The 14,173-nt window shown below is 65.3% G+C and carries 12 protein-coding genes and 1 pseudogene; 10 read left to right on the forward strand and 3 right to left on the reverse strand.

The genetic code is table 11. The annotated features are described in order from the left end of the window. The first annotated feature begins 8 nt into the window (after positions 1–8). The gene (locus tag OVA31_RS14740; RefSeq protein ID WP_267627367.1) at positions 9–4,295 is read left to right on the forward strand and encodes an amino acid adenylation domain-containing protein; all 4,287 of its coding nucleotides are present in this window, start codon (positions 9–11) and stop codon (positions 4,293–4,295) included. Between the two features lie 24 nt (positions 4,296–4,319). Here the strand turns inward: OVA31_RS14740 and OVA31_RS14745 are convergent, their stop codons facing one another. Continuing rightward, positions 4,320–4,919: a TIGR03086 family metal-binding protein gene (locus OVA31_RS14745; RefSeq protein WP_267627368.1), complete on the reverse strand. Its 600-nt coding sequence runs from the start codon at positions 4,917–4,919 to the stop codon at positions 4,320–4,322. Positions 4,920–5,010: 91 nt separating this feature from the next. Here OVA31_RS14745 and OVA31_RS14750 point away from each other — a divergent pair, with 91 nt between their 5' ends. Beyond that, complete coding sequence (locus OVA31_RS14750) at positions 5,011–5,952, forward strand: helix-turn-helix transcriptional regulator (RefSeq protein WP_267627369.1); 942 nt, start codon at positions 5,011–5,013, stop codon at positions 5,950–5,952. Between the two features lie 87 nt (positions 5,953–6,039). Here OVA31_RS14750 and OVA31_RS14755 read toward each other — a convergent pair whose 3' ends face one another. Continuing rightward, on the reverse strand, positions 6,040–6,738 hold the full coding sequence (locus tag OVA31_RS14755; RefSeq protein WP_267627370.1) for a TetR/AcrR family transcriptional regulator: 699 nt from the start codon (positions 6,736–6,738) through the stop codon (positions 6,040–6,042). A gap of 158 nt (positions 6,739–6,896) precedes the next feature. Here OVA31_RS14755 and OVA31_RS14760 point away from each other — a divergent pair, with 158 nt between their 5' ends. The 6 genes and pseudogenes from OVA31_RS14760 (at position 6,897) to OVA31_RS14785 (ending at position 11,244) form a co-directional block, all read left to right on the forward strand. After that, positions 6,897–8,120 carry an oxygenase MpaB family protein gene (locus OVA31_RS14760; RefSeq protein ID WP_267627371.1) on the forward strand — a complete coding sequence of 408 codons (1,224 nt, stop codon included), beginning with the start codon at positions 6,897–6,899 and terminating at the stop codon, positions 8,118–8,120. Between the two features lie 58 nt (positions 8,121–8,178). Further along, positions 8,179–8,340 (forward strand): annotated as a pseudogene (tatA, locus tag OVA31_RS14765) (Sec-independent protein translocase subunit TatA); the annotation flags it as partial. Between the two features lie 31 nt (positions 8,341–8,371). Beyond that, positions 8,372–8,782 (forward strand): globin domain-containing protein, encoded by a 411-nt coding sequence (locus tag OVA31_RS14770; RefSeq protein WP_267627372.1) that lies wholly within the window; start codon positions 8,372–8,374, stop codon positions 8,780–8,782. Positions 8,783–8,801: 19 nt separating this feature from the next. Further along, positions 8,802–9,272 carry a MaoC/PaaZ C-terminal domain-containing protein gene (locus tag OVA31_RS14775; RefSeq protein ID WP_267627373.1) on the forward strand — a complete coding sequence of 157 codons (471 nt, stop codon included), beginning with the start codon at positions 8,802–8,804 and terminating at the stop codon, positions 9,270–9,272. Positions 9,273–9,374: 102 nt separating this feature from the next. After that, entirely contained in the window at positions 9,375–10,475 is a 1,101-nt protein-coding gene (locus OVA31_RS14780) for an enoyl-CoA hydratase/isomerase family protein (protein WP_267631544.1), read from the forward strand. Next, complete coding sequence (locus OVA31_RS14785; RefSeq protein ID WP_267627374.1) at positions 10,468–11,244, forward strand: enoyl-CoA hydratase; 777 nt, start codon at positions 10,468–10,470, stop codon at positions 11,242–11,244. Before OVA31_RS14780 ends, OVA31_RS14785 begins: the two co-directional genes overlap by 8 nt. A 92-nt stretch (positions 11,245–11,336) precedes the next feature. Here OVA31_RS14785 and OVA31_RS14790 read toward each other — a convergent pair whose 3' ends face one another. Beyond that, complete coding sequence (locus tag OVA31_RS14790) at positions 11,337–12,164, reverse strand: mycofactocin-coupled SDR family oxidoreductase (protein ID WP_267627375.1); 828 nt, start codon at positions 12,162–12,164, stop codon at positions 11,337–11,339. 124 nt (positions 12,165–12,288) lie between these two features. Here OVA31_RS14790 and OVA31_RS14795 point away from each other — a divergent pair, with 124 nt between their 5' ends. Together OVA31_RS14795 and OVA31_RS14800 are read left to right on the forward strand one after the other, a co-directional pair. After that, the gene (locus OVA31_RS14795) at positions 12,289–12,930 is read left to right on the forward strand and encodes a TetR family transcriptional regulator (RefSeq protein WP_267627376.1); all 642 of its coding nucleotides are present in this window, start codon (positions 12,289–12,291) and stop codon (positions 12,928–12,930) included. A gap of 157 nt (positions 12,931–13,087) precedes the next feature. Continuing rightward, on the forward strand, positions 13,088–14,077 hold the full coding sequence (locus OVA31_RS14800) for an alpha/beta hydrolase (RefSeq protein ID WP_267631545.1): 990 nt from the start codon (positions 13,088–13,090) through the stop codon (positions 14,075–14,077). The last annotated feature ends 96 nt before the right edge of the window (positions 14,078–14,173 follow it).

Below are 14,173 nucleotides of genomic sequence, written 5' to 3' on the forward strand. Positions count from 1 at the left end.
TGATTCCGATGAATCGGGCACAGTCAGCTCTCTGGTACGCCCAGCAGGCTCTGGGGGACGTCCCACTTGCAGTGGCGCACTACATCGAGTTGGCGGGCGACGTCGACGTCGACACGTTGTGTTCGGCAGGTTCGCAGGCGGCGGTCGAGCTCGGTATTGCTTCGTCTCGGGTGATCACCGGGGCGGAGGGTGAGCCCCGACTTGTGATCGGGGCGGGGTCGCCCGACGCCGTACCGCGGATGTCCGCGAGTTCCGTCGCAGACGCGCTCCGACAGATGGAGGAAGCTGCGGCGAGTCCGCTTCCGCTCGACGGCCCGCTCACCGAGTCGATGGTGATCGAGGCCGACGGGCGGTGGTTCTTCTATCTCCGTGCCCACCATCTCGTGATCGACGGGTACGGTGCCGCAGCATTGCTGTCCCGGACTGCCGAGTTGTACCGGCGCGCGGTCAGGGCCGAGACGGACGCAGACGGCCCCGCCCCGCAGTCGCCGGAGGTGATCGTGGATTATGAGCAGAAGTATCGCTCGTCGTCGCGTCATGGGCAGGATGGGCAATACTGGTTCGAGGAGCTTACCAAGCGTCCGGAACCGTTGTGGCTGAACGGATCACCGGCGGACCCGGTTGTCTCACCGGTCCTCTCCGGCATCGACATCGAGGCGTCGATAGCGGCCGGAATCGAGGAATGTGCGCGGACTCACCGTACGGCCGTTGCGGCCATCTGGATTGCGGGTATCTGCCTTTACCTCTCGCGTGCGCGTGACCGTGCCGATATCCCGTTGCTCATCGCCAGCTCCGGGCGTACGACAGCGAGGCTGCGAGCGGCCGCTGGATGCATGTCGAATCTGCTTCCGGTCGCGGTTCAGGTGAACACGGGCGCCTGCGTCGCGGACTGGATCGGTGAGGTGTCGGCAGTGCTCTCAGAGATGTTGCGGCACCAGCAATTTCGTGTAGAAGAGATGAGACGCGACCGTGACCCGGGGATGTCCTCGCCGTTGCACGACGCGCCGGTGATCAACATCGCACCGGTCGCTCAATCCCTCGAGCTCGGTGATGCGGTGACGTCGCGCCATCGTATCCTCACCACCGGTCCCGTAGCCGATGTCAACATTGACCTGTACGCGACAACGCCTGGCGCCTGGCGCCTCGACGTCGAGGCGAACCCACGACGATACGAGAACGCCGATGCGGCGGCCATCGCCGACGGTGTGTTGGCCTGTGTACAGGCGTTGTCGGAATCAGCGGCCGACGCGGTGGTCGGCGACCTGCAACCGTGGCCGGCCAGGCCGGAAGATCCGCGACCGCAGGCAGGGCTCGCCACCATCGGGGACTGCGTCGTGAGCCACGCCGGTGGTGCCTCGACGGCGGTGGTCGACGCGGATGTCGAATACACCTATGCAGACATCGACGCGGCCGCGCGCCGAATCGCCGATGTCTGCCGCCGCCACGGCGTGCACCCAGGAGACATGGTTGCCTCCGTGCTGCCGCGCAGCGTCGCGGAAGTCGCAGTGTTCTGGGGTGTCGCGTACGCGGGAGGCTGTTTTGTCCCGATCGACCCCGCGCATCCTGTTCGCCGGCAACAGGCGATGGTCGACACCGTTCGGCCGGCGATCGCCTTCCACGCCGGCCCCCGGCCCGCGCTGGGCGGCGTCGAACAGGTCGATGCGGCACCGCTGATGTCGTCATCGAGCAACTGCGTGTCGGACGACCGCGCCGCGGTCACGGTCGACACCCCGGCATACGTCATCCACACTTCCGGTTCCACGGGGCAGCCGAGGGCAGTGGTGGTCTCGCATCGTGGAATAGGCGATCTCGCTGCAGAGATCGTCCGATCGTATGACCTCGACGAGAACTGCGTGGTCGCGCATGTTGCCGCGCCGGGATTCGACACCGCTGTGGTGGAGATACTCGCCGCTGCGCTGGCAGGTGCGTCCCTGGCTGTGGTGCCGGACAAGATCCGCGGCGGGACGGAACTCGCGGAGTTCCTCAATCGCCACCGGGTCACCCACCTACTCATCACGCCCGCCGCACTGGCGACGCTCCCGATCGATGACATCGAGACGGTCACCCACCTCGTCGTCGGAGGGGATGTTTGCCCCGCACCGTTGATCGATCTCTGGGCAGCCGAACATGTCGTCCGGTGTGCCTACGGACCTACGGAGGCGACGTGCAGTGTGGCCATGACGGACCCGATCGAGCCGTTTGGCACCAGGCGGCGAATAGAACTCGGCGATCCGATGAGCGGTGTCGCCCTGTTGGTCCTGGACAGCCATCTGCGAGCGGTGCCCCTGATGGGGGAGGGGGAGCTCTACATCGCCGGTCCCAGTCTCGCGCTGGGATATCTACGACAACTCGGCGTCACCAGTGCTCGTTTCGTAGCGCACCCATGGGGTGAACCGGGTAGCCGGATGTACTGCACGGGGGACCGGGTGATCGTCCGCGCAGAGGGTCGATTGGAGTACGTCGGCCGGTCCGATGAGCAGGTCAAGATTCGCGGATTCCGCGTGGAGCCAGCTGAAGTCGACGCCGCAATACTCCGAACCGGACGTGTCGCGGCGTGTGTCACCGTGGCGCGGCGGCGTCGTGATCTGACCGAACTGCATTCGTATGTGGTCACACGGGAACCGGCCCGAGACCTACTCGTGCAGCTGCGGTCCGAGTTGTCGTCCGAGCTGCCCACCTATCTGTTACCCGCGAGTATCACCCCGATCGCAGACATCCCGGTCACCGCCAACAACAAGGTCGATCGCGCGAGGTTGCCGGAGCCGCTGTTCGTGTCGAGCGCTCGGTTCGCAGCACCCCAATCCGTGCAGGAGCGTCAGGTGGTCGCTGCGTACGAGCGGCGACTCGACGTTGCCGACGAAATCGGCGTCGACGACGACTTCTTCGAGCTCGGGGGCAATTCGCTCAGTGCCACAGAGCTCGTCGCCGACCTCGCTCCGCAGTATCGGGTGACGGTGCGTGACGTTTTCGACGGACCGACCCCCCGCGAGCTCGCAGCGCGGCTCACGCTGCGCACCGATGACGAACTCCGCGCACCGTGGACGGCGACCACGGGGAGGCCCGTCCCGCTTTCCCCGGCACAGCGCAACGTTCCGCTACCGGACGGGTCGTCCGCAGGCCTGATCCCGTTCGTGCTGACCGTCCCGGGTGTGATCGACGCCGGCGTCGTTCGTGCCATGGTGCGCGGCACTGTCGAACGCCACCAGATGTTGCGATCCACTTTTTCCGGCGATCGGATGTTCGTGGACGCGCTTGCGCGGGACGACCGGTGGTCCGTGACCGAGGTCGAGGACACGGATTCCGGGTTCGATTGGGCGCGTGCGTTTCTCCACCGTCCAATGGATCTCGCGTCCGAGTACCCGTTTCGCATCGGTGTCGGTCGCGGTGACGCCTGCACACACATAGCCGTCGCGTTCCACCACATCGCGGTGGACGGTGATTCATTGCGGGCGCTGGCCACGGCGCTCCGCGGAGGCATGTGCCCAGCGGGGTACGACTACCTCGACTACGTACCGATCGCATGTCGCGAACAAGCCAGGGTCCGCGAGTCGGAACTGAGCTTCTGGCGGTCGACGGTACAACCGGGACGTCTTCTCGTCTCGGGAGCGGATCGGGCGCGGCCAACTGTGTTGGATCAGGATGGCCGCCGATTCACGCGAACGGTTCCCGAATCACTCTGGCCGCGCGTGCTGGATTACGCACGGCATTATCGTCTTCCATGGCTGACCGTTGTCCGGGCAGCCCTTGCCGTCTGCCTCTCGGCCCGGGGTGGTCAGGATTCGGTGCACATCGGTGGGCTCGTATCCGGTCGTGACGACCGTCGATGGAGCGGAGTCGTGGGCATGTTCGTCAACACTGTGACGGTCGTCTGTCCAGTCTCAGACACCATCTCGGGAACAATTGCGGCCGTTCGTGACGCCGAACTCCACGCGTACGCCCATGCGCGGACGCCGTTCGTGGAGGTTGCGGCGGAACTCGGTGGACACGTCTCGAATGCACACCCGTTGTTTCAGGCGATGGTGACGGTGGACGATCTGTCCCTCGGTGATACGGCTGCGAGCCCGGATTCGAACGCTGAATTGTTCACCGGATTGGATATCGGGGTCACGCCTCTGCCCACGGACGTCGCCAAGTGTGATCTGCACGTATCGATTGTTCCGGTCCGCGGACGCCAGGCCACTATCGAGATCCTTTATGCGACAGCACTCTATGACGAGGAGACGGCGCACGCGATCGTCGATGAACTCCTGGTGATCCTTCACGCTGTCGTTGCGGGCCCGAATACGTCGGATTGAGCGTGTCGAATCGAGGCCACACCCTCACGCGACCGACCGCACCCAATTCGTCGCATCCCGTCCCGTCCAGTTCGCGAGTTGCTCGGTCGGCCCGGCCTGGGGCCGCGGTTCGATGACGGGCCCGAACGGGACCTCGGCATCCCCACGGATCTCCGCCGGGATGAACTGCTGCGCCACTGCCAGCACGGGTCCGACGAACTCGGGATCGGCCTCGGCAGGTTGGCCGGTGGCCACCGCGAGGTCCCACCCGTGCACCAAGGTCTCGCTGACATAACCCCACAGGGCGCCGGCGCCGGGAACCTCGCCCCAGGGCACGCGCACCATTGCCCCGAGTTTGGCGTCGTCGGACCACAGCTCGACGGCCCGGGCGACAAGGGCGGCATAGGATTCGGCGTCGTGGGTCTCGGCAAACCTAGGCACCGCGAGAACGTCGCCGCCTTCGGCCAGCACGATGGCACGCTGTGCGGTCGCGGTCACATGTGCCGCGAGCGTGCCGACGTCGAACTCCTCGCACGGGGTCGGCGAGGTGAGCTGGTCGTCGGAGACCGCGGCGAGCAGGCCGATGACCCACGTGGTGGCGGAAGCGTAGGCGGGTCGGGGATCGGCGGGTTGGTTGCTGGTCATCGCAGTTCCTTCGGTTGTTCGGGCTGGTGATGACCAGTCAATCGCATAAACATGACATCTACTGTCATGTTTTCTTGGGATGATTGTGGACATGCGAGCGGAACGCCTGTTGTCGGTGCTGATGTTGCTGCGCTCGAAAGGTCACATGACCGCAGCCGAGCTCGCGGTCGAGCTGGAGGTCTCCGAGAGGACGATCCTGCGGGACATCGAGGCGCTGTCGCTGTCGGGCGTGCCGGTGTATGCCGAGCGTGGCCGCAACGGTGGATTCGCGTTGGTGCAGGGGTACCGGACGGACCTGTCCGGGTTGACGTTGCCGGAGGCGATTGCGCTGTTGTCGGGTGGTGGTCGGATCGATTCGGCTGCGGCGGCGAGTGCGAAGCGCAAGTTGGCGGCGTCGTTGCCGGAGGTGCATCGCGGTGGTGTGGCGGAGGCCAGTCAGCGGATTCTGGTGCGGCCGGACGGTTTTGTGCGTCCACCGCAGCAGCTCGAGGCATTGGCGCCGGTGCAGCAGGCGGTGTTCGAGGGTCGTCGTGTGCGCCTGTCGTATGAGCGGCGGGGAGGCATGTCTGCTGAGCGGGTGCTGGACCCGATCGGGCTGATCGTGGCCGGCGACACCTGGTATCTGGTGGCGTACTCCGACGGTGTGGAGCGGATGTATCGGGTGTCACGGATGTCAGAGGTGGTGGTGCTCGATGATTCAGCGCAGCGGGAGCCGTCGGTGGATCTCGAGGAGGTGTGGGAGCGGCATCGGGAAGCGTTCCGCTCGACGTTCGAGCCGGTCGATGTGGTGATCGACTGCGCGGCGGGCGATGTGGAGAGGGTGTCGGCGTTTGCTGAGGTGCTCGGTCGCGTCGAGTCCGGGAAGGGGGTTCGCGTGGGCTTGAGGTTCGCCGACCGGAATCACGCGATGCGGGTCCTGTGGATGGGCTACCTGGAGTCGACGTTCAGCGTCGTCGAGCCGGAATGGATTCGGGACGGACTGCATGATCGCGTTGGTGTGGTGGCGGAGATTACCGCGGCCGGTGACGGGTGAGTCGCCGCTTCATCCCGACTCGAACGCTCGAGCAGTACCACGTCGGTAATGTCTTGGACGTCGGCAGCATGAGACGTCGGACTCCGATCAGGTGGACGAGATCGTGTCGCCGGTGGCTGGTGCGTTCAACATGGGAACCAGGAATTGCCGTGCGACGTCCGCGAGTTGGACATCGTCGTCGAGGTCGATGATCCGGCTCGGTACTGTCAGGAACGAAGCAGAGACGCGAACCATCATCTCGGCCGCGAGTTCGGTGTCGAGGTCGGCGGAGATCGTGCCCGCCTGCTGTTCGCTACGGAGCTGCCCGGCGACGAAACCGCGGACGGTGGCCAGCAGACTCCCGTTGTCGCCGATGCCGATGATCGAGCCGATCAGCAGGGTCGGCTCGGTCTCGAGCAGACCGCCAATGAGTGGATTGCCGGAAATGGCGCGCAGCGAGCTGACGAAGCCGGCCACCACGCGATCCGCGACCGTGTCGGCGCCGGCGATGTCGTCGAGGAACCGGGCGAAGTACCTCCGGAACTCGCGAATGACGACTTGCTCGACGAGCGTGTCCTTCGTGTCGAACTTCCGATAGATGGTGATGCGCGTGACGCCGGCGCGACGAGCTACCTCTTCCAATGAAGATCGCTGAATTCCCATGCGGCAGAACTGATCATATGCGGCGTCCAGAATTCGGGTCCGCGTCGGGTCGTCGTGGTCGTCGTCGTCCTGAGAGATCAACCCGATGTAGGCGCGCTCGAGGAGCGATTTGGAGGGCACTGCCGCCGTCGGACGTGGTTGCACGATTTCCCTCCTCGACGGCCGCCTTCGCCGATCAGCCTATCGACCGCGATCGGCGACCCGCCCCTTGTGATGCGGACCACAATCATGGTAGCAATGTTACAGAGTTACAGTCATTGTTACATCGCGTCATCGAGTCGGGCGTTCGACGGGAGTGAAGAATGGAAGATCTGAAAAGGCGCACGCTGCTGAAAACCGGGGGAACGTTGGGGGCCCTCGGTGCGGCAACGGTCGTCGCACCGGCCACACCGTGGACGTGGTCACCGGCGGGGTCGGTACCAGGGGTCGGAAGCGGCGCGGATCCGAAGGGCGAGTGGGATCCGGAGGCCGATGCCGTGATCGCCGCGTTGCTCGATCGCGGCGAGGTGCCGAAGGTCAACAAGATCCTGCGGTCGTGGACCAAGAACGGTCAACCGCTGCCCGCCGGCCTGCCCACGGAGCTGCGGGACTTCATGGAGCACGCCCGGCAGTTGCCGCCGTGGACCGACCGCGAGAAGCTCGCGACGGCGGTCCGTTTCAACCAGAAGCGGGGCACGTATCTCGGTGTGCTGTACGGCTTTGCGAGCGGCATGATGAGCACGGTCATCCCCAAGGAGGCGCGGGCGGTCTATTACTCCAAGGGTGGCGCGGACATGAAGGACCGCATCACCAAAACCGCCAAGCTCGGATACGACATCGGGTCGCTCAATGCCTATCAGCCCGATGGCGAGATGATCGTCACCTGTGTGAAGACGCGAATGGCGCATGCGGCCGTTCGCCACCTCCTGCCGCAGTCACCGCACTGGGTGCATGCGGCGCCGGAGAAGAAGCCGATCAGCCAGGCCGACATCATGGTCACCTGGCACAGCCTGCCGACCACGGTGTGGCGCAATCTGCAGAAGTGGAATGTGCCGATCGCTCGGGACGAGTCCGAGGGGTTCCTGCACTCGTGGCAGGTGAGCGCCGCCATGCTCGGTGTCCAGGATCAGTACATTCCGGCGTCGTGGAGTTCGGCTGACTCGCAGGCGAAGCAGGTACTCGACCCCATTCTGGCGCCCACGCCGGAGGGCAAGAAGCTGGCCGACATTCTGCTCGGCCTCGGCTTCAACCTCGATCTGTCCCTGCTCTCGAGGGGTGTGCTGGGGGCGCTGACCAGATTCATGCTCGGCGACAAGATCGCCGACTGGCTCGACATCCCCAGAGAGCCGGTGTGGAGTCCGCTGCTGGAGACCGCGTGGGGCCCGTATGTCGCAGTCCGCGAGGGTGCTCTGAATGTCGGCGTACCAAAAGAGGCGTACTGGCTCTTCGACGAGTTCCTGAGGCAGTTCGTGTTGTTCTACATGTCCGAGCTCCACATGCCCATCAACATCGAGATCCCGGTGATCAACAATCCGAAGTACGGCTGATGTCGATCCTTTGTCGACAGATACCGGCGAATAGTTCTGTGGGGGAATGGAGATGGTGATGGGTGCGGTCCAGCCGTGGCATGTCGTCGTGGTGGCGATTGTCTTTGTCGTGTTGTTCGGTTCCAGCAAATTGCCGGCCGCCGCGCGGGGTCTGGGCAGCTCGTTGCGAATCCTCAAGAGTGAGGTCAATGAGATGCACGATGACGGTCCCGAGAACCCACGTGACAATAGGTCCGAGGGGGTCTGACTCGATGGACAGACAGGCGCTCGACGACGGTCTGTCGCTCGTCGATCTTCCCGACGACGGGCTGACCGTCCGCTTCTACCAGATCCTGTTCGACCGGTATCCCGCAGTCGAGCCGATGTTCCGTCGCGACAACAAGGTTCAAGCCGCCATGCTCAGGACCGCGATCGTGTCGGTACTGGACCATCTCGACGACGGCGACTGGCTGACCGCCAACTTGCAGGCATTGGGGCGGCGTCACGGCGACATGGGTGTCACGGCAGAAATGTATGACGCGGTGGGCGAATGCATGATCGCGGCGATGGTCGAGATCGGCGGGGACCGCTGGAGCTCCGAGATGACCCGGGCCTGGCGGGAAGCACTCGGGGTGGTCTCCGCAATCATGCTCGACGGCCACCGTTCCGTGGCCGCATCCTGAGGCGGCTCCCGGTTCGGCCATGGCTACCCTGGCCACCGTGAAACATGCTCCCGATGTCACCTACGCCGACGATCTGCAGGTCGGCGCTCGGTATCCGCTCGACACCTACACCGTCACCGAGGCCGAGGTGATCGACTACGCCACGGCCTGGGATCCGCAGGGCTTCCACGTCGACAAGGAGATCGCCGAGGCCGGCGCGTATGGAGGACTCATCGCGAGTGGGATCCACACGCTGGCCATCTACCAGCGGTTGGCGGTATCTGGTGTCTTCGGCGGCTGGAGCGTGATCGCGGGCAAGAGTCTCACCGACGTCCGGTTCCTGCGGCCGGTCCGGCCCGACGACACTCTCAGCGGTTCGATCGTGGTCGACGCGATCGACATCGACGAGCGGGGGCGGGCGTTGGTGACGACGACGGCCGAGCTCGTCAACCAGCGTGGCGATTCAGTGATGACCCTCGTCGTCGAGGCATTCGTGCGCGTGCGGCCGTAGTCGGTCTCCCGCCTCCGAACGCCGGCGGTGGCCTGCGCTGTACTCCCTTACTAGGATATGCAAGTATTTGGGGGATATCCGACGACGTTCGAGGAGTAGATGATGGTGGACGAACCATCGGTGCTGTCCGTGGTGGACGGTCGGCTCGCGACGCTGACGCTCAACCGGCCCAAGTCGATCAACGCGCTCGACCATTCGATGGTGACCGCGATGGACGAGCGGTTACGCGCCTGGGCGGCCGACGACGCGATCGCCGCGGTGGTTCTTGTCGGTGCTGGTGAGCGCGGCCTCTGCGCCGGCGGCGACATCGTCACGATCCACCGCGATGCCGCCGCCCTGAGCGGTGATGCGACGGCTGGGGACGCCGAGGCGGCGGCCTGCCCGTCCGCGGCGTTCTGGCGCGACGAGTACCGGCTCAACGCCGACATCGCGCGCTACCCGAAGCCCTATGTCGCGATCATGGACGGCATCGTGATGGGTGGCGGCGTCGGTATCTCCGCCCACGCGAACACCCGGATCGTCACCGACCGCACTCGCCTGGCCATGCCCGAGGTGGGTATCGGGTTCGTGCCCGATGTGGGCGGGACACATCTGCTGGCTCGGGTACCGGACGGCTTGGGGGCCTACGCCGCGCTCACTGCCCGGACGCTCTCCGGTGCGGATGCCATTGCGCTCGGCCTTGCCGATCACTTCGTTCCCGCCGACGACCTCGACGCATTCCAGCGGGCTCTCCACACGACACCGCTCGAAGACGCGCTCGCCGAATATGCGCAGCGGACACCGGAGTCGGCGCTCGCCACGCAGCGGAACTGGATCGGTAAGGCGTTCGCGGCTGAGACCGTCGCAGAGATCATCGAGCGCTGCCGAGCTGTCGGCACCGAAGAGGCGACCAAGGTCGCGGACACGATCGCCGCCAAGAGTCCGACCGCCCTGGCGGTCACGCTCAGGTCGTTGCGAGACGAAAAGCCCACGCTGGAGGAAACCTTGGCGCGCGAGTACCGCGTTTCGTTGCGTAGTCTCCTGCATCCGGACATGGCCGAGGGTATTCGCGCGCAGGTGATCGACAAGGACCGCACACCGTCGTGGCGACATAGCGACCACTCGGCAGCGACCCCAGCAGAGGTCGACGCATTTTTCGCCCCACTTCCCGACGAGCTGGAATTGACCATCGACACCGCACCACAGGAGGATTCGAGTGTCTGATCTGGAGACGATCATCGTCGAGCGCGATGGACGAGTCGGTGTCATCACACTCAACCGGCCGAAAGCCCTGAACGCGCTCAATACCACCCTGATGAACGAGGTGGTCGCTGCGGCAACCGATTTCGACCGCGATCCGGATATCGGCGCCATCGTGATCACCGGCTCCGGTAAGGCGTTCGCAGCAGGTGCCGACATCAAGGAGATGTCGTCGAAGACCTACAGCGCGGTGGTGACGGAATCCTTCTTCGGCGCGTGGGACGAACTGTCCCGGCTGCGCACGCCCATTGTCGCGGCCGTCACCGGCTACGCCCTCGGCGGTGGTTGCGAACTTGCGATGATCTGCGACATCCTCGTCGCCGGCGACAACGCGGTGTTCGGTCAACCCGAGATCAACCTCGGTGTGATCCCGGGAATCGGTGGCTCCCAGAGACTCACACGGGCGGTCGGCAAGGCCAAGGCGATGGACATGATCCTCACTGGCAGGAACATGAAGGTCGACGAGGCCGACCGACTCGGCCTGGTGTCGAGGGTGGTGCCGGCCGAGGATGCGCTCGACACGGCCAAGGAAGTAGCGGCCACGATCGCGTCGAAGTCGTTCATCGCCGCCTCGCTGGCCAAGGATGCGGTGAACCGGGCCTTCGAATCCGGTCTCGCCGAGGGGATCCGTGCCGAGCGGGCACTGTTCTACTCCACGTTCGCCACCGACGACCAGACCGAGGGTATGGCGGCCTTCGTGGCGAAACGCGACCCGAAGTTCACGCACAGCTGAACCTCGATCACACCGATCCGCCGGTCCGTTCGCCGGTGGAGTAGCGGCGAGCCGCCAGGCGAGCCGTGTATCGAGACCACGGGTCGACGAGGTCAGAGGCTGCCACCTGCGTCGATCACCTGGGTCGTGCCGGTCACATAACGCCCGTCGTCGGAGACGAGATAGACGATGGCGTTCGAGATGTCGACCGGGTCGAGCGCCGGGACCGGCAGTCGGTTCATCTCGCGGGCGGCGACTTCATAGTCCTCTCGGGTCGGCGCTGGGAGATCCGGTCGGAAGAGGCGGTAGGTCGCATCGTTGAGGACCATCTCGGTGGCGACCGTCGTCGGGTGCACGGTGTTGACCCGAATGCTCTGCGGGCCGAGCTCTTTCGCGAGGACCCTCATCAAACCGACCAGTCCGTGCTTGGCCGCCGTGTAGTGTGCGATGTTCTCGTTCGCCACGAGTGCGGCGAGGGAGCTCGTGAGCACCACCGAACCGCCGCGTCCGCCCTCGACGATGTGGGGGACGGCCGCGCGCACCGTCTTCCATGCGCCGGTGAGATTGATGTCGATCATCGTGTCCCACATCTCCTCGTCCATCTCGAGGGTGGGCGCCATGGTGTTGATGCCGGCGTTCGCAAGGACGATGTCGATGCGCCCCAACGCGGCCATGCCGTCTGCCGCTGCTTTCTGCAGCCCGGCGAGATCACGCACGTCGACCTCGGAGGCGATGATGCGGCGGTCGAGCGCCTCGACCTCCTTGACGGTCTGCTCCATGTCGCCCGGCCGGGCGGTGTCGTAGGGGACCGTCGAGACCTGCTCGGTGACGTCGACCGCGATGACGTCGGCACCTTCCTCGGCCAGTCGGATCGCGTGACTTCGTCCCTGACCACGTGCCGCACCGGTGATGAAGGCGACCTTGCCCTCCAATTTGCCCATCTGACGCACTCCCTTTCGCTGCGGACATGTGATCCACGTCTCAGGTCGAGGCTATGTCACACGGTGACAAAACACCAGGGTGTCGATTCCGGTGGTGCCGGTCCGACGGTGAGACGATGGTCCGATGAGTCGCGAGGTCACGCCAGGTGATGCGGGGGTTTCCTCGGAAGGCGAGATCGATCGAGGTGGACGTCCCGCGAGTACCAGTGCCCGCGAGCTCGCGGCCGCCGCACAACGGCTGTTCCTCGGTGACGGCTTCGACCAGACGACGGTGGAGGACATCGCGGCCGCCGTTGGCGTGAGCCGGCGGACGTTCTTCCGCTACTTCGCCACCAAGGCCGACGTGGTGTGGGTCGAGTCGGATGCCGAGCTCCGGCATTTCCGCGCGATGATCGCGGAGTCGGCGCCCTCCGCGAATCCGGTGGACGTCGTCGAGGAGGCGTTCATCGAGGCGCTGGACCATGGGATCGCCGAGGATGAATGGGCCCGGCATCGTGCCCAATTGATCCTGCACGCTGCGGCGGTGCAGGCGCAGGCGGGTGCCGTGTACCGGCAATGGCGCACCGTGATCGCCGAATTCGTGGCGGAACGGACCGGTCGTCGGCACGACGACGAGTACCCGCTGGCCGTCGCGTATGCGGTGATGGCCGCATCGTCGGCCGGCCATGAACGCTGGCTGGCCGACCCGGACGCCCGGCTCACCGAATGCCTGCGACCGATGTTCGCGCTCATGGTTCCGCGCCACCCGGACGTCACAACTGACTAACAAGCCTGTTCCACGACTTGGGGCGACGATGACCCACGGCTAGCATTTGTGACAGATGTGACTTTTGTGACTGAAGGGAATCGTGGTGGACACACGTTGGGGTCCTCGATGGGGTGCGTGGGTCAGTGCCGCGGCCGCGGTTGCCGTCGCACTCACGATGGGGTCGGCGGCGGCGTCCGCAGCCCCGGTCCCCGACCCGGCCGTGTCCCGGATCGACACGGTGATCCACGACAACAAGCAGCAGGCCACGGCCATCGTCTATTCGGCGTCGATGCGGCGGATGATCCCGATCACCGTCCTCCGGCCACGCGACACGAGCAAGCCGCGCCCGACCTTCTATCTGCTCAACGGGGCGGGTGGTGGTGAGGACTCGGCGACCTGGGCGGCCAAGACCGACTACGTGAAGTTCTTCTCGGACAAGAACGTCAACGTCGTGACCCCGATCGGTGGCGCATTCTCCTATTACACCGACTGGCGCCACGACGATCCGGTGTTGGGACGAAACAAGTGGCAGACCTTTCTGACCAAGGAATTGCCACCCTTGATCGACAAGGAGTTCGGCACGACGAAGGTCAATGCGATCGCCGGGATCTCGATGGCAGGCACCTCGGTGCTGAATCTCGCGATCGCGGCTCCGCACCTCTATCGGTCGGTCGCGGCGTACAGCGGGTGCGCGCGGACCAGTGATCCGGTGGGGCAGGCCTACATTCGCATGGTGGTTGCCGACCGCGGCCAGGGCAATCTCGACAACATGTGGGGACCGGTCGGCGGGTCGGGCTGGCGGGAGAACGACCCGTTCGTCAACGCCGCCAAGCTGCGGAGCACCAAGGTGTACATGACGGCCGGCACCGGCCTGCCCGGCCCCTACGACCGTCCCGAGGCGCGCCTGATCCAGGGCAACCCCCTGACGTTGGCCAACCAGGTCGTGCTCGGCGGTGTCATCGAGGCCGCGGTCAACTCGTGTACGCAGCAGATGGCGACACGGATGCGTGGTCTTCGCGTTCCGATGCAGACCATCTCGCGTCCGACCGGCACGCATTCCTGGGAGTACTGGGAGTCCGATCTGCGGCGTACCTGGCCGATGCTCTCGGCCGATCTGAACCGGAAGGTGGCGCCGGCGAAGCCCGCGGCGCATTCAGCCCACTGACCGCTCCACCCCTCGCTCCGCCTAGCGTCGCCGATCGTGCGCAATTCTGCGTCGATCGTGCCCAGTTTGTCGTTGACTGTGCGCAGCCTGGTGTCG

Origin of the sequence: Gordonia sp. SL306 (genome assembly GCF_026625785.1) — a bacterium.
Classification (GTDB): Bacteria; Actinomycetota; Actinomycetes; order Mycobacteriales; family Mycobacteriaceae; genus Gordonia.